The sequence below is a fragment of the Mesorhizobium sp. P3_A2 genome (genome assembly GCF_056403115.1).
In genome coordinates this window covers 221,486-244,610 of sequence record NZ_JBFUGC010000001.1, presented here as the reverse complement: position 1 = coordinate 244,610, position 23,125 = coordinate 221,486, and the positions used below count along the sequence as shown (strand labels likewise).

Genomic DNA, 23,125 nt, shown 5'->3' with positions numbered 1-23,125 from the left:
CGCCGAAGGCGACGGATGAGGGGTGTTCCAAGGAACGCTGACGTCTCACTCCGCTAGAACGCCCCTCAACCGTCTCGGCGCTGCGCGCCGATCCACCTTCTCCCCGTAAACGGGGCGAAGGAAGAGGCGCTACATCTTCGTCCGTTCTGCCTTCGGATCGTACATCGGCTTCAGCGATGCCTCCGCCGCAAAGCGCTCGCCGGCGATCTCGATCTCGTAGGACGAGGAAAGCACGTCCGCTTCGCTCTCGCCCAGACAGGGCACATAACCCAACCCAATTGCGCCACCAAGATGATGGCCGTAGTTGCCGGAGGTGATCGGGCCGACGATCTTGCCGTCGCGCAGGATCGCCTCATTGTGGAAGAGCAGGGGCTCTGGGTCTTTCATGCGGAACTGCACCAGCCGGCGTGACAGGCCGGCTTCCTTTTTCTTGAGCACCGCATCGCGGCCGATGAACTCGCCCTTGGCGGTCTTGACCGCAAAGCCGAGGCCGGCCTCCAGCACATTGTCCTCGTCGGTGATGTCGTGGCCGAAATGGCGGAAGGCCTTTTCGATGCGGCAGGAATCGAGCGTATGCAGGCCGCAGAGTTTCAGGCCGACATCCGCGCCGGCCTCGTCGATCGCCTCGAAGACGTGCGCCGCCTGATCGGTCGAGACATAGAGCTCCCAGCCGAGTTCGCCGACATAGGTGACGCGATGGGCGCGCGCGAGGCCCATGCCGATCTCGATCTCCTGGAAAGTGCCGAACGGATTGTTCTCATTGGAAAAATCGTTGGGGCTGACTTTCTGGATCAGTTTTCGCGCATCCGGCCCCATCAGGCAGAGGACGCTTTCGGCCGCCGTCACATCGGTGATGACGACGAATTCCTCGCCGACATGCCGGCGCAGCCAGGCGAGATCGCGCTGCAGCGTCGCACCGGGCACGATGAGGAAATAGGCTGTCTCCGACAGCCGTGACACCGTGAGATCGCTCTCGATACCGCCGCGCTGGTTGAGCATCTGGGTGTAGACGATCTTGCCCGGCGCCACGTCCATGTCGTTGGCACAGAGTCTTTGCAGGAAGGCACAGGCGTCGCGGCCCTCGACGCGGATCTTGCCGAACGAGGTCATATCGAACAGACCGACCTTGTTGCGGACCGCCAGATGTTCCTCGCGCTGGTTGTCGAACCAGTTCTGCCGCTTCCAGGAATAGCGGTACTCGCGTTCCTGTCCGTCGCGGGCGAACCAGTTGGCGCGCTCCCAGCCGGCGACCTCGCCGAAGACCGCGCCGCGCGCCTTCAGATGCTCATGCAGCGGCGAGCGCCTGACATTCCTGGACGTTGCCATCTGCCGGTAAGGAAAATGGTCGGCATAGAGAAGGCCGAGCGTTTCGGAGACGCGCTCCTTCAGGTAGCGGCGGTTCTTCTGGAACGGCTGGGCGCGGCGGATGTCGACTTCCCAGAGGTCGAAGGGCGCTTCGCCATCGTTGATCCATTGCGCCAGCGCCATGCCGGCGCCGCCGGAGGAGACGATGCCGATCGAGTTATAGCCGGTCGCCATCCAATATCCCGATAGCTCCGGCGCCTCGCCGAGATAGTAGCGGTCGTCCGGGGTAAAGCTTTCGGGGCCGTTGAAGAAGGTATGGATGCCGGCTGTCGCCAGCATCGGCATGCGGTTGACGCCCATTTCGAGGATCGGCTCGAAGTGCTCCATGTCCTCGGGCAACTGGTCGAAGCAGAAATCCTCGCGGATGCCGTCCATGCCCCAGGGTTTGGCCACCGGCTCAAAGGCGCCAAGCATCATCTTGCCGGCATCTTCCTTGTAGTAGGCGCATTCGTCGGGAACGCGCAGCACCGGCAAGCGGCCGAGACCGGCGATTGGCTCGGTGACAAGGTAAAAATGCTCGCAGGCATGCAGCGGGATGGTGACGCCGTTCTGTGCGCCGAGTTCACGCGCCCACATGCCGGCGCAGTTGACGACGATGTCGGCCTGGATCGTGCCCTGGTCCTCGCCTTGCGCCCACGAGACGCCGGTGACGCGGCCGGCCTTGGTGTGGACCTTGGTGACCTTCACATTCTCGGCGATGGTGGCGCCGCGCTGGCGCGCGCCCTTGGCCAGCGCCATGGCGATGTTGGCCGGATCGCACTGGCCGTCGAGCGGCAGGTGCACCGCGCCGACGACGTCTGACACGTTGAGATGCGGATACATCTCTTTGACTTCATTGGGTGAAATCTCGCGCACATCGACATTGAAGGCGCGGGCGAGCGACGCCTGTCTGTAGATCTCATGCTTGCGCTCCTCGGTCAGCGCCACGGTGATCGAGCCGACCTGGCGCATGCCGGTGCCGACCTCGGTCTCGGCTTCCAGCTTGACGTAGAGGTCGGCGGAATATTTCGCCAGCCGCGTCATGTTCTGCGAGCCGCGCAACTGGCCGATCAGGCCGGCGGCGTGCCAGGTCGTGCCCGAGGTCAGCTGCTTGCGCTCCAACAGCACGATGTCGGTCCAGCCGAGCTTGGCGAGATGATAGGCGACGGAACAGCCGGAGACGCCGCCGCCGATGATCACGGCGCGGGCTTTGGTAGGAATGGCTTTGGTCATGCGGCCTCGCGGCGATAGCTGGATGCGAAGCGGCGCAGGCGTTTTGCGGCTTCCTGAAGCACCGGTTCAGGCTGGCAGAGGCTGATGCGGATATGGCCGGCGGCGGCCTTGCCGAAGCTGGAGCCCGGCATGACGCCGACCTTTTCCTGGTCGAGAAAGGCCCAGGCGAATTTCTCGTCGTCGGGCTCCACGGCCGAGATGTCGAGCATGACATACATGCCGCCTTCGGAGCCGTGCACGGTGACATTGTTCATGCCGCGCACGGCGTCGAGCAGGACGGTGCGGCGCGCCGCGTAGCGCTCGGCGATCTCCTTGACGCCGTAGCGGTTCTCCAGCGCCTCGGCGCAAGCGATCGAGATGAAGGCCGGCAGGCCGTAGGTCGTGACCAGATTGAGATTGGTCAACAGCGTGATCATCTCAGCCGGGCCGGTCAGCCAGCCCATGCGCCAGCCGGTCATGCCGTGGCTCTTGGACATCGAATTGATGACCAGCGTGCGCTCAGCCATGCCGGGCAGGCCGCGCGGCGAAATGTGTTCGCCGCCGCCCAGCGTCCAGTAGACCTCGTCCGACAGCAGCCAGAGATCGTGCTCTTTGCAGATATCGGCCAGCTCCTCCAGCCGCTCGCGCGAATAGACCGCGCCCGTCGGATTGTTCGGCGTGTTGATCAGGATGGCGCGGGTGTTGGGCTTCAGCGCCGCGCGGATCCTGTCGGCGCGTGGCTGGAAACCGTCCTCGGCCGGCGTCTCGACCACGGTAAAACTGGCGCCCGCGGCGCTGAACGTGTTGGGGTAGGTGGCGTAGTAAGGCGCCACCACAATGGCATGATCGCCCTGATCGAGCACGGCCTGCACCGCCGCGTAAAGGGCGGCCTGGCCGCCGGGTGTGGCGATCACCTGCTCGGGGCCTGTCTCGATACCGGTGCAGGCGGTCGAGGCCGCCGCCATCGCCCTGCGCAGGCGCGGGACGCCGGGAAGCGGGGTGTAATGGTGGTTGCTGCCGCGAACCGCCGTCACGCAGGCTTCGATCGTCTGCGACGGCGTATCGAAATCATGGTCGCCGACCGACAGCATGATGATGTCCTGGCCGGCCTCCTTGCGGGCCCAGGCCTCGGTGTGGACCTCCCAGCCATCCTTGCCCGAAGGCACGATGCCGGAAATGCGCTTTGACGGTCTGGGCATCATTGAACTCCCGAAATCTGGTAACCGGCCTGTTCGAGCCGGTCACGCAAGGCAGCGATGTGGGCAGGGCCGACTTCGCAGCATCCGCCGACGATGCTGGCGCCGGCATCGACCCAACCGAGCGCCTGGTCGGCATAGGCGTCCGGACCAAGGTCGTGACGGGCGTGCAGCACATCGACGGTGCCGCCGTGCTTGAGCGCTTCGGTAGAGGTGAAGCCGTTGGCATAGGCGCCGACCGGGCCGCCGAGATCGATCAGCTCGGGAAGCGCAGCGGCGATCGCTTCGGGCCGACAGCAATTGACCAGCCGTGCCGCGAGCTGCAGGCCGTCGAGTGCTCGGGAGGCCGTGGCGATCGCTTCGCCGCTGCGCAGGCGCGGGGTACCGTGGTCGGCCAGCGTCCACGACACCCAGACCGGCTTGCGGCTTTCCGATGCCGCCGTGACGGCCGCGCGCGCTTCATCGGCGGAGGCCATGGTTTCGCACAGAAAGAGATCGACGCCGTCCGCCTGCTCGGCAACGATGCGGCGATAGATGTCGAGTGTGTCCTGATAGGAAATGGTCAGCGCCGGCGCATAGCTGCCGAACAGCGGCGACAGGCAGCCGGCGATGGTTGCCTCTCCAGCTTGCTCGCAAGCTTGCCTTGCAAGCTCGATGCCGCGCTTCTGGAGCGGCTTGAACAGTTCCTCCGCACCCTCGCGCGCCAGCCGCTCCGGTGTGGCCGAATAGGTATTGATGGTGATGACGCGGGCGCCGGCACGGATGAATTCCGCATGCAGGTCGCGTACCAGATCCGGTTCGTCGATCAGCACCCTGGCCGACCACAGCGGCGTCGGTTCGGATTTGCTGCGGCGAACCAGCTCCTGGCCCATACCGCCATCGGTGAGGATAACAGTCTTCACGCCCGCAGCCTCTCGTTCTTCGGATCCCACAGCGGCTCGTCCTTCTGCACGACCGCCTTGAAGCGGTCGCCGAAGATTTCAATCTCGATGGCGGTATCGGGCTCAGCCAGGTCGGCGCGCAGCATGCCGAGTGCGATCGACTTGTCGATACGATGACCCCAGCCGCCCGAGGTCGTCTCGCCGACGATCCTGCCGTCATGCCACAGTGTCGACACCGACGGCGCGTCGCAATCGCCGGGGTTTTCGACCACCAGCGTAACGAAGCGCTTCTTCACGCCTTGCTGCTTTTCGTTCTGGAGTGCGGCCTTGCCGCGAAACTCGGGCTTGTCCCATTTGACGAAGCGCTCGAGCCCGCCCTGCAGGATCGTGTAGTCGGTCGACAGGTCGCCCTTCCAGGTCCGGTAGCCCTTTTCGAGGCGCAGCGAATCCAGCGCATACATGCCGAACGGTCTCAGCCCGTGTTTTTGTCCCGCCGCCCAGACGGCGTCGAAGATGGCGGCGGTGTCTTCCACCTTGGTGTGGACTTCCCAGCCGAGTTCGCCGGCGAAGGACACGCGCACCAGCTTCGCCCAACGGCCGGCGATCGTGGTTTCCTGATGCGTCAGCCAGGGCAGCGAGAGATCCGCGTCGCAGGCCTCGGCCAGGATCTTGCGCGAGCTGGGACCGGCGAGGATTTGCGTCGAATAGTCTTCGGTCCTGTCGGTGAGGGTGAAAGCCGCGTCCCTCGGCATGCGCGACTTCAGCCATTCGAAATCGTGCCACTGCGCTACCGCCGCGGTGATCAGCGTCATCTGCTCTTCGCCACGACGCACCACCGACATCTCGGTGACGATGCGGCCCTTGTCGTCAGCGAAATAGACGAGGCCGATGCGGCCGGGCTTGGGCACCAGGCCGGTGACCTGCAGCGCCAGCCATTCGGCTGCGCCAGGGCCTTCGAGGTTGAAGCGCGAGAAGCCGGGCAGGTCGAGAATGCCGGCGGCATCGCGCACCGCCAGGCACTCTTCGCGTACGCGGTGGTGCCATGGCCCTTCGCGGCGGAAGGTGAGCGTCGCTTCTTCCGACGTGTCGTCACCGGGTTGCGCATACCAGGTGGCGCGTTCCCAGCCATTATAGGCGTCGAACTGGGCGCCGAGCGCCTTGATGCGATCGTGGATCGGCGACAGCTTGCGGTCACGCGCCGCGGGCCAGGCATGGCGCGGGAACTGGATGGCGTATTCGTTGCCGTAGATCTCCATGCCCTTGGCGACGCTGTAGTCTTGTGCAGCGGCAAAGGCGGTGAAGCGGCGCGGATCGCAGGACCACATGTCCCATTCGGTCTGGCCCTGCGTCACCCATTCGGCCAGCACCTTGCCTGCGCCGCCGCCTTGCGCGATGCCGAAAGTGAAGACGCAGGCCTCGAAGGCGTTGGGGACGCCGGGCATCGGACCGATCAGCGGGTTGCCGTCCGGCGCATAGGGGATCGGCCCGTTGATCACCTTGGACAGGCCGGCAGTGCCGAGGATCGGCACGCGGGCGACGGCGTCGGCGAGATAATGCTCGAGACGGTCGAGATCATCAGGGAAGAGCTGGAAGGAAAAATCCTCCGGCATCGGATCGTTGTGGGTCGCCCAATGCGCGCGGCAATTGCGCTCATAGGGGCCGAGATTCATGCCGTTCTTTTCCTGGCGCAGATAGTAGGAGGTGTCGACGTCGCGCAGCAGCGGCAGTTTCTTGCCCTGTTCCTTCGACCAGGCCATGAGTTCGGGGATTTCCTCGAACAATATGTACTGATGGCTCATCACCATCATCGGCACGTCGCGGCCGAACATTTTGCCGACTTCCGCCGCGCGGTAGCCGGCGGCGTTGACGACGATCTCGCAGCGGATCTCGCCTTGCGGCGTCTCGACCACCCATTCAGCGTTCTCGCGGCGCACGCCTGACACCGGGCAGAAGCGGATGATTTTCGCGCCCATGTCGCGCGCACCCTTGGCCAGCGCTTGCGTCAGCTGCGCCGGGTCGATGTCGCCATCGCTCGGGTCGTAGAGCGCGCCCTTGAGATCATGCGTCTCGATGAAGGGGTAGCGGCGCTTGATCTCGTCGGGTCCGACAATGTCGATGTCCATGCCCTGGTAGCGGCCCATGCCCTTGGCACGCTGGAATTCCTGCATGCGCTCCTTGGAGTGGGCGAGCCGCAGAGAGCCGGTGACGTGATAGTTCATGGGATAGTCGACTGCGTCGGCCAAGCCGCGATAAAGCTCGGTCGAATAGCGCTGCATGTTCATCAGCGACCAGGAGGACGAGAAGGTCGGCACATTGCCGGCGGCGTGCCAGGTCGAGCCCGATGTCAGCTCGTTCTTTTCGAGCAGCACGCAGTCGGTCCAGCCCGCTTTGCACAGGTGGTAGAGCGAGGAGGTGCCGACAACACCACCTCCGATGATCACCACGCGTGCCGTGGTCGGCAAACCGGCCATATTAGAAACCCTCGTTCAATAGACAGGCGGTGAAACCACCCAGATAACCACGGCCGGCTCGGTGCCGGGATTGCGCCAGCGGTACGGCTTGCGTTCGAAGCGGAAGGAATCGCCTTCGACAAGACGGTGCCAGACACCCGCTATCTCGATCTCGAAAATGCCCGAGGCGATGTAGCCGGCTTCCTCGGTCGGCCGCAGCTGCCCGCTCTTCATCTCCGCGCCCGGCGCGAAGATCGAGCGCACCATCTCGAAACTACCGCCGAGATCGGGCGATAGAAGCTCCTCCACCAGGCCGGATTCGCTTGTGCCAAGCGTGCGCCGGCTGCCGGCGCGCACGATCACGCCACGTTCCTTCTCGATCGGCACGTCGTGGCTAAAGAACAGGCTGAGCGGCACGCCGAACAGGTCGGCGACGGCCCGGAGGTCGCCCAGCGAAGGGATCGACAGGCCGCGCTCGACCTGACTGACCCAACCGACGGAGCGGCCGAGCTTGAGCGCGATCTCGGCCAGCGTCAGCCCACGCGCCTTGCGCAGCGCACGGATGTCGCTCGCCAGCAGGCGCTCGTCAGATCCCTGCAATGTTTTGGCGATAGCTGGGGGCAAAACGCTCACTTGATGAAAATTCTGGAGTGAATTTCATGAGACCCCACACGCGTGAAAAAATCAAGGGGATTTTCATGGGGCCACAAGATTTGCTTGCGCGATTTTGACGGTTCATGCAAAGGCTCGGCCACGAACGGCGAGTGTGGGGACGTCCGGTCGGCGACCAAGGTTTGGAATCCGCGCAAGGTCTTCTCTGATAGCCGTTTCGGCTTTCCGGGTATGCGCAAAGGGACGGCCCATGCTGAAAAAAAACGCAGAGGTTGCGCAGGACGCGGCTGTTGTCGACGAGGCGATCCTGTCGCGCCGCTCGGTGCGCGCCTTCCTGCCCGACATGGTCGATGACGAGACGATCCGCGCCATTCTCTCCGTCGCCGCGCGCGCGCCTTCCGGCACCAACATGCAGCCATGGCGGGTCTATGTGGTCAAGGGCGAGATCAAGCAGCAGATATCAGATGCCATCCTCAACTCCGGCATTCGCGCCGAAAAGGCCGATTGGGACGAGTATCGCTATTATCCTACCCAGTTCTTCGAACCTTATCTCACTCGCCGGCGCGCGAATGGTTTCGGGCTGTACGGCGCCCTCGGCATCGGCCGCCGTGAGGTCGACAAGATGCGCGCCCAGCACGACCGCAACTTCGTCTTCTTCGATGCGCCGGTCGGCATGATCTTCACCATCGACCGACGGCTGAACCAGGGCTCGTGGATCGACTACGGCATGTTTTTGCAGAACATCATGGTCGCCGCGCGGGGCAGGGGCCTGCACACCTGCCCGCAGGCGGCGTTTGCACCCTATCACCGGCAGATCCGGCCGGTGCTCAACATTCCCGACGAGGAGATCGTCGTCTGCGGCATGGCGCTCGGCCATGAGGATACGTCCAAGCCCGAAAATGACTTCCGCACCGACCGTGTGCCGTTGGAAGAGTGGGTGACGTTCAGCGAATAAGGGACAGCTAACGGGGTCCTATTCGACATTCAGCTGTGCGCCATGGCCGCTGACATGGGCGCCGTCCTGCGGCGTCAGCTTGAGATAGGCGATCAGCGCGCACAGCGTGATGACGCCCTCCACCACGAACAGGATGCGGAAATCGTTGGTCACGGCCGGCCCGCCGCCGGCCAGGAACGACAGCAGTGCGGCTGCCAGGCCGACGCTGATCGCCACCGCCAGCTGCCACAGTATGTAATAGAGCGCGCTGAAGCGGGCGAGTTGGTCGGGCGCAATGTCGGAATAGGCGAGATTGCCGGTCGAAGCCCACTGCGCCGAGCGCAGGACACCGAAGGCGAATATGTAGGCAAGCACGATCCAGACCGGCGTGGTGGCCTCTATCAAGGCGAAGCCGGCAACCATGGCGGCAACGATCGGTGTGTTGACAACCAGCACGCGGCGAAAGCCGAAGCGGTTGAGCAGCCGCGGCATGAAGACACGCATGATCAGCGAGCCGATCGCCGCGACGAAGGTCAGCGATCCCGCCTGCACTGCGCTCATTCCGAAGCCGAGCTGGAACATCAGCGGCAGCAAGAAGACGACGGAGCTCAGTCCGATCGTGTCCAGCCCGCCTCCGGTGAGGAAGGAGATGCGGAAGGTGCGGATGCGCAGGAGCTTCAGGTCAAGCAAGGGGTTGCGGGCACGCAGGCAGTAGAAGGAGGCAACCGTGAGGATGACGATCGCCAGCGCCAGCTCGGCCGCGATCATGCTGCTGCTTGCATCTTTCGCCGCAAGCGAATCCATGCCGAAGACCAAGAGAACCATGCCGCTGCCGACCAGCAGGAAACCCGGAAAATCGAACGGCGTGCGCACCGGTTTGGTGACCGTAGGGAACAGCGAGGCGGCAAGGACGGCGGCCGCCAGCGCGAACGGCACGTTGATGAAGAAGATCCAGCGCCAGGAAATGTAGGTGGTCAGCGCGCCGCCGACGAGCGGCCCGACAAGCGGTCCGGACTGGCCGGCGAGCGAAATGTACATGTTGATCTTCAGCGTGCGGCTGCGCGGGAAGGTCGACAGGATGACGACCTGGCCGAGCGTGCCCATCAAGGCGCCGCCGAAGCCTTGCAGCGCGCGGGCGCCGACCAGCGTCCAGATGTCGTTGGACAGCCCGCACAGCGCCGATGACGCAGCGAACGCCAGCAAGGCAAAGCAGTAGACATTGCGCAGGCCGAAGCGGTCGGCTGCCCAGCCGCCAAGCGGCATCGAGATGATCAGACTGGCGACATAGACGGTGATCAGCAGGCCGAGCTGGCTCGGTGGGCGGCCGAGGCTTTCACTGATGCCGGGCAGGGCGGTGACCACGACATTCTGGTCGAGGCTGGTCATGAACACGCCGCAGGCGACCGTCAGCGGCAGCAGGAGCAAGGCTCTGGCCGACACATCGGCGCGATCCGTGGCGCCGGCGGATAGTTCTGCAGTCATGGGGATGTTCGAACCAAACGACGATGCCGACCCTGAGACGGGATCTTTTGACCCCTTGGACCGGTTGGACGGCCACATCTTCCATCATGGGCGTCTGCAGCAGGATTCTCTAGCGGCAGAACCGGCTGGCCTTGATGCCAGAACGGCTATTCGGCCACCTACTGCACCTCGTAGCCGACTTCCTCACTGGCATGACAAAGCGCCTTCCAGAACGAACGGGCGAAGGAGCGGAAGACATAGATGTCGAACTGGTCGGCGCCGGTGCGCTGGATCTGGGCGAAGACGTCGTGATGGGTGGTCGAGCGGCCGGCGCCGACGGGGAAGGCGGGCAGCGCGAAGTCGATGGCGAAGAATTTCGCCAGCACCCATTCGGCCTTCGGCCCGGCGATGCGGATGGCGGTGCGGCCATGCGACAGGTCGGTGACGGTGCCGATGGCCGGGGTGACGGCCTTGGCAAAGGCCACCGCCAGGCCCTCGGCCTCATCGACGACGGTGAATTTTCCCGGCGCGAAGCCGAATACGGCCTTGCCGTCCTTGGCGACACCGCCGCCGGCGCCATCGGGCAGCGCGAGGCCGGTGACCTTGCGGATCGCCTCGATCAGTTGCTTTTCCGCGCCCGGCCATGCGGCGAGCTGGAGGATCGAGCCCGGCCCGGTCTCGGTCAGGATGACATCGACGCCATGTTCGAAATTGCCGTGCGAACCCGGATGGAACACCGGCTCGAGCGGCGAGCGGCGCTCAGGTAGTTGGCTTTCACGTGATTGGCGCTCAGCCATGCATGCGGCTCCCGTCCGGGTCGTAGAAGTGGTTGGAGACGATCTCCACCGGCCCGAACCGCTTGCGCAGCGGATCGGAGACAAAGGCGCGGGTGCCGTGCCTCGCCTTGCCGCTCTCGACCAGCGCCAGTGCGATATGCTTGCCGAGCGCCGGTGAGTAGCAGCAGGCGGTGATGTGGCCGAGCGAATCGTGCGGGTTGGCCTGGTCCAGTTCCGCTACGATGTGGGCGCCGCCGTTGAGCGGCCGGTTGTCGAGCGAGACCAGGCCGACCAGCTGCAGCCGGTCGGGCGCGATCAGGCCTTCGCGGTCCATCATCGCCGAGCCGATGAACGGCTTCTTCTTCGACAGCATCCAGTCGAGATGCAGGTCGCGCGCCGTGGTGCGTCCGTCGATCTCTGCGCCGGTGACATGACCCTTCTCGATGCGCATCGTGCCCAGCGCCTCCAGCCCGTAGGTGACGAGGCCGAACGGCTTGCCGGCTTCGATCAAGGCTTCCCAGACATGGGTACCGTAGCCAGCGCCGGAATAGACCTCGAAGGCCATCTCACCGGAGAAAGACAGCCGGCAAATCATCACCGGAACGCCGGCAATCTGTCCATGCACAATGCCCATGAAGGGCAGGGCTGTGTTGTCGACGGCAGTGCCGGTGACGCAGGCGGCGAGGATGGCCCGCGCCTTCGGCCCACCGATCGCGGCACCTGCCCATTCGTCGGTCACCGAGGTGACGTGAACTTTCAGCTCCGGCCAGATGACATCGAGGAAATATTCCAGATGCTGCATCACCTTGCCGGCATTGGCCGTGGTGGTGGTCATCAGGAAATCCTGTTCGCCGAGCCGCCAGGTGGTGCCGTCGTCGAAGGCGAGGCCATCCTCGCGCAGCATGAGCCCGTAGCGGGCCTTGCCGACGGCAAGCGTGGAAAACATGTTGGTGTAGACGCGGTCGAGGAAATCGGCCGCATCCGGCCCCTGCACGGCGATCTTGCCCAGCGTCGAGACGTCGACGATGCCGGCACTTTCGCGCGTCGCCTTGGCCTCGCGGACATAGGCCTGCTCGATCGTTTCGCCGGCAAGGCCGTAGATCATCGGCCGGAACCAGAGGCCGGCCGAATACATGGTCGCGCCATTGGCGGGGTGCCAGTCATGCATCGGCGTCAGCCGCTCGGGCTTCAAATCGCCGAAGCGTTCGGCAGCGAGCGAGCCGATCGACACCGCCGAATAGGGCGGACGGAAGCGCGTCGTGCCGACTTCCGGGATCGGCTTGCCCAGCGCCTCGGCCATGATGGCGAGACCGGGCACATTGGAGTTCTTGCCCTGGTCGGTCGCCATGCCGAGCGTGGTGTAACGCTTCAGGTGCTCGACCGAGACAAAGCCTTCGCGATGCGCCAGCCGTACGTCCTCGGCGGTGACGTCATGCTGGAAGTCGACAAAGCTTTTTCCTTTCGCCTTGATCTCGAACACCGGCGCCGGATTGGGATCCCCAGGGGCTGCTTCGACATCGGGCAAGGCTGCCGGCGCGCTTGCGCCGCCTGCAGCGGACAGGCCGGCGGCGCGGCCCTCATTGATGGCTTCGACGGTCGAAAAGCTGCCATTGAAAGCGCCGGCGCCGATCCAGCGCTGTTGCGTCGGCTTCGGTGGCAGGAAGGCCTGGCGGTCGGCGTTCCATTCTGCCCTGGCGCCAGCCTGGCTGGCGAGATGGATGGTCGGCGACCAGCCGCCCGACATCAGCAGGCAGTCGGCGTGGATACTGCGGGCGTCACCGCTGAGCAAGCCGGAGTTCACGTCGAAGCGCTGCACCTTGAGGCCGGAGAGCGCCTTGCCGCCCTCGGTGGCGACCACGGCATGGCCGGAGAGGATTTCGGCTTCGGCCTCGGCGGCCAGGCTCCGCATATCGGCCGACAGTTCGGGGCGCACATCGATGATGGCGACAATGGCCGCGCCGGCCTTCTTCAGTGCCAGCGCCGAGCGATAGGCGCTGTCATTGTTGGTGAACAGCGCGATCCTGTCGCCGGGCAGCACGCCATAGTCATTGGCGTAGCGCTCGGCCGCATGCGCCAGCATCACACCCGGCCGGTCATTGCCGGGAAACACCAGCGGCCGCTCAAACGAGCCGGTGGCCAGCACCACCGTTTTGGCGCGGATGGCCCAGTAGCGATGGCGCGGTTCGCCCTTCCCAGGCACTTCCTTGTGATCGGTGACGCGCTCGAGCGCGGCCAGTGTGTTGCCGTCATAATAGCCCCACACCGTGGTGCGCGGCAGCAGGCGGACCGTGTCGTGGCCTTCGAGCTGGCTGACGGTGCGCGCCGCCCAGTCGGCGGCCGGCGCGCCGTCGATGGTCTCGCCGGACCAGTTGGCCGAGCCGCCGAAACGCGGCTCGAGTTCGGCCAGGATGACGCGCGCGCCCTGATCGGTTGCGGCCTTTGCAGCCGACAGGCCGGCCGGGCCGGAGCCGACCACCAACACATCGCAAAACGCGTTCATGCGCTCGTAGCGTGAGGTGTCGGCGGCAATGCCGGCCTTGCCGAGACCGGCGGCGCGGCGAATGAAATGCTCGCAGAACATCCAGAAGCGGGTGCCTTTCAGCGGGCCGAACACCGGACCCATGAAGGTCTTGTAGTAGAAGCCGGCGGCCAGGATCTTGCCGCCAAGCTGGTTGATGGCGTTGACGTCCCAGGCGAGCGAGGGAAAGCGGTTCTGGCTGACGGCCACCAGCCCGTCGTAGATCTCGACCATGGTCGCGGCGATGTTTGGCTCGCGGACTTCGCCGCGCAGCACGGTCACAAGCGCGTTAGGCTCCTCGACGCCGGCCGAGAGCACGCCGCGCGGGCGGTGGTATTTGAACGAGCGGCCGAACAGCGTGACGCCATTGGCAAGCAAGGCCGAGGCCAGCGTGTCGCCGGTATGGCCGGTGTAGGGCGTGCCGTCAAATGTGAAGCGGATAGTGCGCAGCCGGTCGATGCGGCCGCCGGTCTCGATGCGACGCGGGCTCACGACTTGCCCCCCGCCTTGTGCCGGGCGGCGGCATTGTGGTCGCCGCGCGCGAAACCGGTGCTGGAAATCTCATGCGTGACCGTGTTGCGCACCACCCTCAGATGGGTGCGGCAACCGCCGGAGTGCTGCCAGATCTCATTGTGGTCGCCGGCCGGGTTCAGCCGGTCGTAGACATAGGCGTTCCAGGCGTCGAGGTCCTGCGAGTTGGGCTGCGGGCGCTCGCGGTTGCCGTCGCCCTGATAGGTGAACTCGATGACGTCGCGCGGGCCGCAATAGGGACAGGTGATAAGCATTTTGATTCAACCCTAATGCAGCCGAGGCGTTGCGCCCTGGCCTTTGTCGTCGATCACAAGCCCCCGATAAAATCGGTCGAGCGTGAAGGGCGCGTTGAACTCGTGCGGCTCGTCCTTGGCGATGGTGTATGCAAAGCACCAGCCCGAAGCCGGCGTCGCCTTGAAGCCGCCATAGCACCAGCCGCAGTTGAGATACATGCCCGGCAGCGGCCCAGCGGTGATGATCGGCGAGCCGTCCATCGACATGTCGCAGACACCGCCCCAGGAGCGCAGCATGCGCACGCGGGCAAGGCCGGGAAACAGCGCCAGCATCTCGCTCATCACCTCGTCGACGATCGGCAGGTTGCCGCGCTGGGCGTAGCTGTTGTAGCCGTCGATGTCGCCTCCATAGACAAGGCCGCCCTTGTCGGACTGTGACATATAGAAATGGCCCATGCCAAAGGTCAGCACCGTGTCGATGAAGGGTTTTAGCGATTCGGTGACGAAGGCCTGCAGCACATGGCTCTCGATCGGCATTCTGTCGACGCCGGCAAGCTGCATCACCCGTCCGGTGCTGCCGGCAACCGCCACAGCGACCTTCTTGCCGCGGATTTCGCCGCGCGTCGTCTGTACGCCGGTGATGCGGTCGCCGTCGCGCAGGAAGCCGGTGACCTCGCAATTCTCGATGATGTCGACGCCGCGCCGGTCGGCGCCGCGTGCATAGCCCCAGGCCACCGCATCGTGGCGGGCGGTGCCGGCGCGCGGCTGCATCAGGCCGCCGACGATTGGAAAGCGCGCCGAGGCCGAAACGTCCAGCGCCGGTACCAGCCGCTTGATCTCGGCGGTGCTCATCAACTCGGCGTCGACGCCGAGATGACGCATGGCGTTGCCGCGCCGTGCATAGTCGTCGAACTGGGCAGGCGTATGGGCCAGGTTCAGGCAGCCGCGCTGCGAGAACATGACGTTGTAGTTGAGGTCGTGTGACAGGTTCTCCCACATCTTCATCGAATGTTCGTAGAAGCGGGTGTTGGAAGGCAGGAGGTAGTTGGAGCGCACCGCCGTGGTGTTACGGCCGACATTGCCGGAGCCCAGCCAGCCCTTCTCCAGCACCGCGACATTGGTGATGCCGTGCTCCTTGGCCAGATAATACGCCGTCGACAGGCCATGGCCGCCGCCGCCGATGATGATGACATCATAGGAGGCCTTGGGCTCGGGCTTGCGCCAGGCCGGCTTCCAGTCCTGGTTTCCCTTGAGCGCGTTCGTGAGAAGCGAAAGGGCTGAATACTCCGCCATTCTTCATGCCATCCTTCGTGCGATGCGGCAGACTATAGAGCAGGCCGCGGGCGCAAAGCCAAGATTGCGCCATGGCTTTTCGACTGGCCGACGCCGCGATGCGACGGCTTGCCCCACGATATGGCCGTCTTTATCAAGGACAGGCTTTTTGAATGCCTTTGCCGCCCGTGAGTCGCCAATAGTCATGCTCTTGAGATTGCTTCGCCTCATTTTGGTTTTCACGCTGGTCATTTCGGCGTCGCCTTCGTTCGAGGCGATGGCGCAGGCGCTGGGCCAGGGCTCCGCCGGCTTGATCACCGATCAGCAGAAGGTCATCCAGGGCCTGACGGCCAAGACCGACGATCTCGAGAAGAAAATACAGCAGGACGGCGAGGACGATGCCTCCCTCGTCGATATCCGTCTGCAGCTGGAGGATCTGTCGCGGGCGGCGCTGACCAGTGCGCTGGCGTTCCGTTCGCGGCTCACCGACATCAACAATCGCATCGAAGTGCTGGGTCCGCCGCCGGCGGCGGGCCAGCCGCAGGAGCCCGACATCGTGACCGGCGAGCGCCAGGCGCTGGCATCGGAAAAGGCCGAGATCAACGCGGTTGTCGCCAGCGCTCAGAACCTGTCGATCCGCATCAGCGGGCTGATCGACAAGATCGGCAATATGCGCAGCGAACTGTTCCGCAACCTGCTGACCAAGCGCTACGTGCTGTCCGACGTGCTGAGCCCGCAGGTTTTTTCCGACGCCCGCGACGAATACGCCAACCTTTTCAGGGCGGTGTCGTCCTGGCTCACCTTTGCCTTCAAGTTCAAGTTCCAGGCGATGCTCGCGGCGACCTTCATGTCGTTGGGGCTGGCCGCGATATTGTTCGTCGGCGGACGCCGCCTGTTCGGGCGTATCTTCGAAGCCGATCCATCGATCGAGGACCCCACCTATCTCAGCCGCCTGTCGGTGGCGTTCTGGTCGACCTTGCTGCCGACGCTGGCGGTCGGCGCCTTTCTCGCTTCGACGGTCTTCCTGTACAATTATTACAATGTGCTGCGCGGCGACATCGGCCTCTTCCTCAACGCGCTGGCTGGCGTCATCGCCGTCGTTTTCTGCGTCAACCGCCTGACCAATGCGGCGCTGGAACCGCGGCAGCCGAACTGGCGCCTGATCCAGGTTGACACCGGCCCGGCGCGTTGGCTAGTGCGGCTGACGACAGCCATGGCGATTGTCATCGGCGTCCACTATTTCCTGGCGGTGGTCAACGACAGTATGGGCTCGCCGCTGTCGCTGACGGTCGCCAGAAGTTTTGTCGCCGCCATCATCGTCGGCGTCATCCTGATCCTGATGGCGCTGCTAAGGCCGTACAAGGGCTCAGACGGAAGCTGGCGGCCATGGCCGGCCTGGCTGCGCTATACCGCCATCGTGCTCGGCCTGTCCACCATTGTGGCAGCGCTGTTCGGCTATATCGGCCTGGCCATCTTCGTTTCGGTCCAGGTCGTGGTCACCGGCACTATCCTGGTCACTGCCTATATCGGCTTCTTGTCGGCGCGCGAGATCGGCGAGGAGGGCGGTTTCGCGGGCACCTCGATCGGGCGCTGGCTGTCGGCCAATGCCAGCTACGAGGACACAGCGCTCGACCAGCTCGGCCTGGTGGTCAGCGTCGCCATCAATCTGATGATCGTGCTGGTGTTCCTGCCGCTGATCCTGTTCATGTGGGGGTTCCAGCCCGGCGACATCCAGGCCTGGGCCTACAAGCTGGCGACAGGCATCACCATCGGCTCGGTGACGATTTCGGTCACCGGCATCCTCAGCGGCATCGTGGTCTTCATCATCGGCTATTTCCTGACCCGCTGGTTCCAGGGTTGGCTCGACGGTTCGGTGATGGCGCGCGGCAAGGTCGATACCGGCGTGCGCAATTCGATCCGGCTGGCGGTCGGCTATGCCGGCGTCGCCGTTGCCGGCCTCGTCGGCATCTCGGCGGCGGGTATCGATCTCTCCAACCTGGCGCTCGTTGCCGGCGCACTTTCCCTCGGTATCGGTTTTGGCCTGCAGAATGTCGTGTCCAACTTCGTGTCCGGCCTGATCCTGCTTGCCGAGCGGCCATTCAAGGTCGGCGACTGGATCGTCGCCGGCGACACCTCAGGCACGGTCAAGAAGATCAGCGTGCGCGCCACCGAGATCGAGACCTTCCAGCGGCAATCGGTAATCCTGCCCAATTCGAACCTGATCAACAACGCCGTCGGCAACTGGACGCACCGCAACAAGCTAGGGCGTGTGGAGATCAAGGTCGGCGTCGCCTATGGCAGCGACGTCAAGCGGGTGCACGCCATCCTCTTGGAGATCGCACGCAGCCATCTGCTGGTGCTGAAGAACCCGGAACCGTTCGTGCTGTTCACCAATTTCGGACCGGCGGCGCTCGAGTTCGAGATCCGCGTGTTCCTGGCCGATGTGCTGAACGGCGCCATCGTTCAGAACGATATCCGCTTTGCCGTGCTCGATGCTTTCGAGAGCGAGCATATCGAGATCCCTTCGACGCCACGCGCCGAAATAAAGGTCAAGCAGACCGAGGCATGGCCGCTCGACGACGACAAGATCGAAGTCGAGTTCGCCGAGAAGGAGCAGGCGGAGGCCGAAGCCGCTGCCGAGAAGGCGCGCCTGGCCAAAACAGGCCGCAAGGCGCGCAAACCCGACCCCAGCTAGGGGCTCGGGCTCCTCCCAAACCAATTACGGCATGAATGCGGCATTCAGTTGCGGTTCAGCTTGCATCTCATATAAGCTCACATGCAAAGGCGATAATGCCTTGTGAAATGCAACAGAGGCGGTGTGGAAACACCGATATTGCAAAATGTGGAAGTCGCTCGTCGTTGCCATCGCTTTTACCGCAGCGAGTGGCTCGGCCTTTGCCGCCAGCGCGGTCAACAAGGACGCTGAGACCCGTACGCTGATCGTGACGGAAGGCGGCGGCAAGACGGAGCTGGCGCTGGCCGCCGGCGAGACCGTGGAATTCTGCCCCAACGGCTGTTTCGTCACCTTGCCTAATGGCGACCTCGAGGCCCTGACCGGCTCGGAAACGGTCGAGATTTCGGGCGGCGTCGCCCGCATCAAGTAACGTTGACGGGTAGCTCTTGTAGAGGCCGGGCAATGCCCGGCCTTTTATTGTTCGTGGTAGCAATTGCTTAACAATGACGCGGGAAATATCATCGCGTCTACCGGCTGCAACCAGGCGTTTTAACGTTCACTATGCCGTTCCGCCGCTATACCCTTGCGAAGACGCCGAAACACGGCGCGATGGGTTTACGAGCAGGACAGGACAGACATGGATGCGCGGTCGGACAAGAACGCAATCCCGCTTGCGGTCGACCTCGACGGCACGCTGATTGCCACCGACCTTCTGTGGGAAGGTCTGTTCATCCTTCTCAAGAAGAATCCACTCTATATCTTCCTGGTTCCATTCTGGCTGGCCGCCGGCCCGGCGCGGCTGAAGCAAGCCATCGCGGACCGCATCGACATCGATCCGGCCTCGCTGCCCTATCGCGAAGCGCTGCTGCAGCGCCTGCGAGCCGACCAGGTGGACGGCCGCAAGATCGTGCTGGCGACAGGTACGCCACGCAAGTTCGCCGAGGCGATTGCCGCCCATCTGGGCATCTTCGATTATGTGCTGGCGACCGACGGTCCACACAACATGACCTCGGGCCGCAAGCGCGACGCGCTCATCGCCGCCTATGGCGATGGCGGGTTCGACTATGCCGGTAACAGCCGTCACGATCTCAAGGTGTTCGAAGCCGCGCGCGACGCCATCGTCGTGGCGCCCGACCGCCACGCGAGGCGCTGGCAGGCCGCGCATAGCGCCGAAACGATGCCGGCGCCGAAAAGGACATTGAAGACATTCGTCAAGATGCTGCGGATGCATCAGTGGCTGAAGAATTCGCTGATCGCGGTGCCGATGGTGCTGTCGCACGAATACTTCAACGCCAACATGATCTGGCAATGTCTGCTGGCGTTCGTCTCCTTCAGTGCGGTGGCTTCGGCCATCTACATCCTCAACGATTTCTTCGACCTTGCGCTCGACCGCAAGCACCCGACCAAACGCAACCGGCCGTTCGCCAGCGGCGCGCTGTCGATCCCGTTCGGCATTGGCGCGATGGCCGGCCTGTTGGCGATCGGCATTGCCGCCGGGCTTCTGCTGCCGATCGAGTTCCTGGGTGTGCTCGCCGGCTACATTGTGGTGACCACGGCCTATTCGCTGTCGTTCAAGCGCATGCTTCTGGTCGACGTGCTGACGCTGGCCGGCCTCTACACGGTGCGCGTGCTGGCGGGCGCGGCGGCAACCGGCGTCGAGGTCTCGTTCTGGCTGCTCGCCTTCTCGATTTTCTTCTTCCTGTCGCTGGCGCTGGTAAAGCGCTATGTCGAACTGCGCACCACCGCCATTCCGGTGGGCGAGCGTATTGCAGGCCGCGGCTACCGCATCGAAGACCAGGAGATCGTCGCCCAGGCCGGCATGGCGTCGGCCTTCTCCTCGGCGCTGGTGCTGGCGCTCTATATGGACAGCGCCGCCGTGCGCGAACTCTATCCGCATCCCTGGCTGGTCTGGCCGCTGGCGCCGATCGTGCTGTATTTGACCATGCGCGTCTGGATCCTGGCGCGCCGCGACGAGATGAACGACGATCCCGTCGTCTTCATCATCCGCGACTGGCGCAGCCAGATCATCGTGGCTATCGGCGCCGCACTGCTGGTCGCTGGAGGCTGGTAGAGCGTGGCGGGCGAACGGTTCCAGAGTTTCGGCCGCGCCACGCCGGCCGCAAAGCGGACCACCGCGGCCGATACGGCTGTCGAGCTGATGAAGAGCGGCAAGGCGAAGGCAAACGGCTTGCTCGCCTATGGCAACGGTCGTTCCTACGGTGATTCCTGCCAGAACGAGCCAGGTGCGGTCGTCGACATGCGGCCGCTGAACCGTATTGGTGCCTTCAATGCGGAGACCGGCCTGCTCGAAGCGGAAGCTGGCGTGCTCCTGTCCGACATCATTGCGCACGCCGCACCCCACGGCTTCTTTCCGGCGGTGGTTCCCGGTACCCAGTTCGTCACCCTTGGCGGCGCCATCGCCAACGACGTCCACGGCAAGAACCATCACCGGCGCGGCACTTTTGGTTGCCATGTCGAATCGCTGACGCTGCTGCGTTCGGACGGGCGGACCTACATTTGCTCGGCAACGGACAATGCCCGGCTGTTTGCGGCAACAATCGGCGGCATGGGGCTGACCGGCCTGATCCTGTCGGCCTCGATCCGGCTGATGCGGGTGCCTTCTCTCGACATCGTCGAGACCGCGACGCGATTTGCCGACCTTGGTGAATTCTTCGAACTGGCCGAGGCCGCCGACCAGGCCAATGAATATGCCGTCGCCTGGATCGACCAGCTTGCCGGCGGCCATGGCCGCGGGCGCGGCCTGTTGTTGTCGGGCAATCACGCCGAGCATGGCTCGCATGCGGCGTCTCGCGCCGGTTCCCGCCTTTCGGTGCCGATCCAGCCGCCGTTCAACGTGCTCAACCGGCCGTTCCTGACTGCTTTCAACGCCGCCTACCGGTGGAAGAAAGGGCGCTCGGCGGCGCCGCGCCAAACCGGCTATCAGGGCTTTTTCTTTCCACTGGACGGCGTCGGTGACTGGAACCGGCTCTATGGCCCCAAAGGTCTCTACCAGCACCAAAGTGTGGTGCCGGAACATGCAGCGCGCCAGACCGTGCCGGCGCTGCTGGACGCGGCGCGGCGGGCCGGGCAGGGCTCTTTCCTCACCGTGCTGAAGCGCTTCGGCTCGATCCGCTCGCCGGGTCTGCTGTCGTTTCCACGGCCCGGCTTCACGCTGACGCTCGATTTCCCCAATCGCGGCGGCAGGACGCTGGCACTGCTTGGCGAACTCGACCGCATCACCGTCGCGGCCGGCGGCGCGGTCAATCCTTACAAGGATGCACGAATGGGCGCCGACGTTTTTGCGGCCTCCTTCCCGGACTGGCCGCGGCTGGAGGCGCTGCGCGACCCGGCGTTCATGTCCAGTTTCTGGCTGCGGACAGCGAAAAAACTCGCCTTGCGGCCGGGGCGTGTCGAGGCGGCGGAACAGGTAGAAATCGAATAGTTTATGGTAAATAGACCGTAAATTCCAGGGTAATTCAAACATTGTCGTGGCTTCACGAAATGTTTGCAGGTTAGTAGTAGGACCATGCCAAGCGGCGGGTGGAAAATATGAAATATATCGCCTTCATTCTGTTCACAGTCATGACCAATGCCGCGGCGCAGCTGATGCTGAAGCAAGGCATGATGTCGCTCGGCCCGGTTTCGTTCGAAGGCACCAACCCGCTTCTGAAGCTCCTGCAGATCGTCTTCAGCCCTTGGGTGTTCCTCGGCCTGTGCACCTTCGTCATCTCGATGGCCTCGCATCTCTATGTGCTGTCCAAGGTCGAGCTCAGTTTTGCCTATCCGTTCCTCAGCCTTGCCTATGTCGCGGTCGCGATCTTCGCCTATTTCATCTTCCGCGAGGACCTCAACGCCTGGCGCATTGCCGGCATCGCCTTCATCTGCGTCGGCACCGTGCTGATCGCGCAAAGCGGGCGCGGGCATGAGGACCAGACGGCTTCCATCAGCCCCGACAAGATCAGCAGCAGCGAGACCGTTCGATGAGACATATCATTTTCGGCGGTGACGGCTTCGTCGGCCGTCATCTTGCCCCGAAGCTTGTGGCCGACGGTGAAGAGGTTGTCGTTGCCGACATCGTCAAGAGCGACCTGCCGCATTATCGTTCGGTTCGCTTCGTCACCTGCGATGTGACCGATCCGGCCTCAGTGGCCAAGGTCGGATTGAAGGCCGACGACATGGTCTACAATCTGTCGGCCAAGATGCTGTCGCCGATCCAGGTGCGCGCCAAGCGCCACGACTTCTTCTTCCCGGTGAATTTTAACGGCACCGAACACATCATGCAGGCGATGGACAGAGCCGGCGCGCCCAAGCTCGTCCACTACACCACCGACATGATCTACGGCCATACGGTGACCCAGCCGATGACCGAGGAGCATCCGGTCGCGCCGCTCGGCGAATATGGCTGGTCGAAGCAGAAGACCGAGGAGCTCGCCGCCGAATGGCGCAAGCGTGGAATGTCGATCTCGCTGTTCCGGCCGCGCCTGATCATCGGCCCCGGCCGTCTCGGCATATTGGAAAAACTGTTCAAGCTGATCGACTGGAACCTTCCGGTGCCGATGATCGGTTCGGGCAGGAACCCCTATCAGTTCATTTCTGTTTTCGACTGCGCGGAGGCCGCTCGCGCGGCCTGGAAGGCCGGCGTGCCCAATGAGGCCTATAATCTGGGCTCGCTCAATCCGCCGCCGGTGAAGAAATTGCTCGGCGACCTGATCAGGCACGCCGGCTCCAAATCGTTGCTGATCCCGACGCCGGGCTGGGCAGTCAAGCGCACGCTCGACCTGCTCGATCTCATGAACATGCCGATCATGGATCCCGAACAATATCTGATCGCCGATGAGGAGTGCGTGCTCGACGTGTCCAAGGCCGAGCGCCAGCTCGGCTGGGTGCCGCAATATCGCGACGAGGACATGCTGATCGCCGCCTACAGCGAGTACCGCGCCAAGAAGGACGGCCTTGCCGTCACCGCCAATCATGTCCCTGCCGAATAAGATGGGACGACCAGGAGAACTCCGAGATGACCGTCATGGCCAA

Annotated in this window: 17 protein-coding genes; 7 read left to right on the top strand and 10 right to left on the bottom strand. The window is 64.0% G+C overall.

The window, feature by feature from the left end; genetic code table 11:
- Nucleotides 1-129: 129 nt before the first annotated feature.
- From AC1DXM_RS01120 to AC1DXM_RS01100, 5 genes are read right to left on the bottom strand one after another with little or no spacing between them, the layout of a single operon-like run.
- Nucleotides 130-2,577 carry a GcvT family protein gene (locus AC1DXM_RS01120; RefSeq protein WP_477231373.1) on the bottom strand — a complete coding sequence of 816 codons (2,448 nt, stop codon included), beginning with the start codon at nt 2,575-2,577 and terminating at the stop codon, nt 130-132.
- A complete protein-coding gene (locus AC1DXM_RS01115) occupies nt 2,574-3,755 on the bottom strand; it encodes a pyridoxal phosphate-dependent aminotransferase (RefSeq protein WP_477231372.1) in 1,182 nt (393 codons plus the stop codon). The genes AC1DXM_RS01120 and AC1DXM_RS01115 overlap by 4 nt, the downstream gene beginning before the upstream one ends.
- The gene (locus tag AC1DXM_RS01110; RefSeq protein ID WP_477231371.1) at nt 3,755-4,654 is read right to left on the bottom strand and encodes a homocysteine S-methyltransferase family protein; all 900 of its coding nucleotides are present in this window, start codon (nt 4,652-4,654) and stop codon (nt 3,755-3,757) included. Before AC1DXM_RS01110 ends, AC1DXM_RS01115 begins: the two co-directional genes overlap by 1 nt.
- On the bottom strand, nt 4,651-7,104 hold the full coding sequence (locus AC1DXM_RS01105) for a GcvT family protein (protein WP_477231370.1): 2,454 nt from the start codon (nt 7,102-7,104) through the stop codon (nt 4,651-4,653). The genes AC1DXM_RS01110 and AC1DXM_RS01105 overlap by 4 nt, the downstream gene beginning before the upstream one ends.
- 15 nt (nt 7,105-7,119) lie before the next feature.
- Nucleotides 7,120-7,662 carry a helix-turn-helix domain-containing protein gene (locus AC1DXM_RS01100; protein WP_477231944.1) on the bottom strand — a complete coding sequence of 181 codons (543 nt, stop codon included), beginning with the start codon at nt 7,660-7,662 and terminating at the stop codon, nt 7,120-7,122.
- Nucleotides 7,663-7,945: 283 nt separating this feature from the next.
- Here AC1DXM_RS01100 and AC1DXM_RS01095 point away from each other — a divergent pair, with 283 nt between their 5' ends.
- Nucleotides 7,946-8,650 (top strand): nitroreductase, encoded by a 705-nt coding sequence (locus AC1DXM_RS01095; RefSeq protein WP_477231369.1) that lies wholly within the window; start codon nt 7,946-7,948, stop codon nt 8,648-8,650.
- Nucleotides 8,651-8,668: 18 nt separating this feature from the next.
- On the opposite strand, the gene AC1DXM_RS01090 is transcribed toward AC1DXM_RS01095, so the two are convergent.
- From AC1DXM_RS01090 to AC1DXM_RS01070, 5 genes are all read right to left on the bottom strand, one after another.
- On the bottom strand, nt 8,669-10,111 hold the full coding sequence (locus AC1DXM_RS01090; protein ID WP_477231368.1) for an MFS transporter: 1,443 nt from the start codon (nt 10,109-10,111) through the stop codon (nt 8,669-8,671).
- Between the two features lie 158 nt (nt 10,112-10,269).
- A complete protein-coding gene (locus tag AC1DXM_RS01085) occupies nt 10,270-10,887 on the bottom strand; it encodes a sarcosine oxidase subunit gamma (RefSeq protein ID WP_477231367.1) in 618 nt (205 codons plus the stop codon).
- The gene (locus AC1DXM_RS01080) at nt 10,880-13,876 is read right to left on the bottom strand and encodes a sarcosine oxidase subunit alpha (RefSeq protein ID WP_477231366.1); all 2,997 of its coding nucleotides are present in this window, start codon (nt 13,874-13,876) and stop codon (nt 10,880-10,882) included. The genes AC1DXM_RS01085 and AC1DXM_RS01080 overlap by 8 nt, the downstream gene beginning before the upstream one ends.
- Nucleotides 13,873-14,169, bottom strand: coding sequence for a sarcosine oxidase subunit delta (locus tag AC1DXM_RS01075; protein WP_436260471.1), 297 nt, complete (start codon nt 14,167-14,169; stop codon nt 13,873-13,875). The genes AC1DXM_RS01080 and AC1DXM_RS01075 overlap by 4 nt, the downstream gene beginning before the upstream one ends.
- Nucleotides 14,170-14,181: 12 nt before the next feature.
- Nucleotides 14,182-15,441 (bottom strand): sarcosine oxidase subunit beta, encoded by a 1,260-nt coding sequence (locus tag AC1DXM_RS01070; protein ID WP_477231365.1) that lies wholly within the window; start codon nt 15,439-15,441, stop codon nt 14,182-14,184.
- A gap of 184 nt (nt 15,442-15,625) precedes the next feature.
- Between AC1DXM_RS01070 and AC1DXM_RS01065 the strand changes: the two genes are divergently transcribed.
- The 6 genes from AC1DXM_RS01065 to AC1DXM_RS01040 all read left to right on the top strand — a co-directional run bounded on the left by AC1DXM_RS01065 (nt 15,626) and on the right by AC1DXM_RS01040 (nt 23,082).
- Nucleotides 15,626-18,115, top strand: coding sequence for a mechanosensitive ion channel family protein (locus AC1DXM_RS01065; protein ID WP_477231364.1), 2,490 nt, complete (start codon nt 15,626-15,628; stop codon nt 18,113-18,115).
- A 145-nt stretch (nt 18,116-18,260) separates the two neighbouring features.
- Entirely contained in the window at nt 18,261-18,524 is a 264-nt protein-coding gene (locus tag AC1DXM_RS01060; RefSeq protein ID WP_477231363.1) for a hypothetical protein, read from the top strand.
- 207 nt (nt 18,525-18,731) lie between these two features.
- Nucleotides 18,732-20,165: a UbiA family prenyltransferase gene (locus tag AC1DXM_RS01055; RefSeq protein ID WP_477231362.1), complete on the top strand. Its 1,434-nt coding sequence runs from the start codon at nt 18,732-18,734 to the stop codon at nt 20,163-20,165.
- 3 nt (nt 20,166-20,168) lie between these two features.
- Nucleotides 20,169-21,536: an FAD-binding oxidoreductase gene (locus tag AC1DXM_RS01050; protein ID WP_477231361.1), complete on the top strand. Its 1,368-nt coding sequence runs from the start codon at nt 20,169-20,171 to the stop codon at nt 21,534-21,536.
- 107 nt (nt 21,537-21,643) lie between these two features.
- Nucleotides 21,644-22,078: an EamA family transporter gene (locus AC1DXM_RS01045; protein ID WP_477231360.1), complete on the top strand. Its 435-nt coding sequence runs from the start codon at nt 21,644-21,646 to the stop codon at nt 22,076-22,078.
- A complete protein-coding gene (locus AC1DXM_RS01040) occupies nt 22,075-23,082 on the top strand; it encodes an NAD-dependent epimerase/dehydratase family protein (RefSeq protein WP_477231359.1) in 1,008 nt (335 codons plus the stop codon). The genes AC1DXM_RS01045 and AC1DXM_RS01040 overlap by 4 nt, the downstream gene beginning before the upstream one ends.
- The last annotated feature ends 43 nt before the right edge of the window (nt 23,083-23,125 follow it).

Bases quoted from the DNA above. Each gene is read 5' to 3' on its own strand.
- AC1DXM_RS01055 (WP_477231362.1), top strand. From the start codon at position 18,732: ATGGATGCGCGGTCGGACAAGAACGCAATCCCGCTTGCGGTCGACCTC.
- AC1DXM_RS01085 (WP_477231367.1), bottom strand. From the start codon at position 10,887: ATGGCTGAGCGCCAATCACGTGAAAGCCAACTACCTGAGCGCCGCTCG.
- AC1DXM_RS01115 (WP_477231372.1), bottom strand. From the start codon at position 3,755: ATGCCCAGACCGTCAAAGCGCATTTCCGGCATCGTGCCTTCGGGCAAG.
- AC1DXM_RS01095 (WP_477231369.1), top strand. From the start codon at position 7,946: ATGCTGAAAAAAAACGCAGAGGTTGCGCAGGACGCGGCTGTTGTCGAC.
- AC1DXM_RS01075 (WP_436260471.1), bottom strand. From the start codon at position 14,169: ATGCTTATCACCTGTCCCTATTGCGGCCCGCGCGACGTCATCGAGTTC.
- AC1DXM_RS01045 (WP_477231360.1), top strand. From the start codon at position 21,644: ATGAAATATATCGCCTTCATTCTGTTCACAGTCATGACCAATGCCGCG.
- AC1DXM_RS01040 (WP_477231359.1), top strand. From the start codon at position 22,075: ATGAGACATATCATTTTCGGCGGTGACGGCTTCGTCGGCCGTCATCTT.
- AC1DXM_RS01105 (WP_477231370.1), bottom strand. From the start codon at position 7,104: ATGGCCGGTTTGCCGACCACGGCACGCGTGGTGATCATCGGAGGTGGT.
- AC1DXM_RS01060 (WP_477231363.1), top strand. From the start codon at position 18,261: ATGTGGAAGTCGCTCGTCGTTGCCATCGCTTTTACCGCAGCGAGTGGC.
- AC1DXM_RS01070 (WP_477231365.1), bottom strand. From the start codon at position 15,441: ATGGCGGAGTATTCAGCCCTTTCGCTTCTCACGAACGCGCTCAAGGGA.
- AC1DXM_RS01065 (WP_477231364.1), top strand. From the start codon at position 15,626: ATGCTCTTGAGATTGCTTCGCCTCATTTTGGTTTTCACGCTGGTCATT.
- AC1DXM_RS01120 (WP_477231373.1), bottom strand. From the start codon at position 2,577: ATGACCAAAGCCATTCCTACCAAAGCCCGCGCCGTGATCATCGGCGGC.
- AC1DXM_RS01090 (WP_477231368.1), bottom strand. From the start codon at position 10,111: ATGACTGCAGAACTATCCGCCGGCGCCACGGATCGCGCCGATGTGTCG.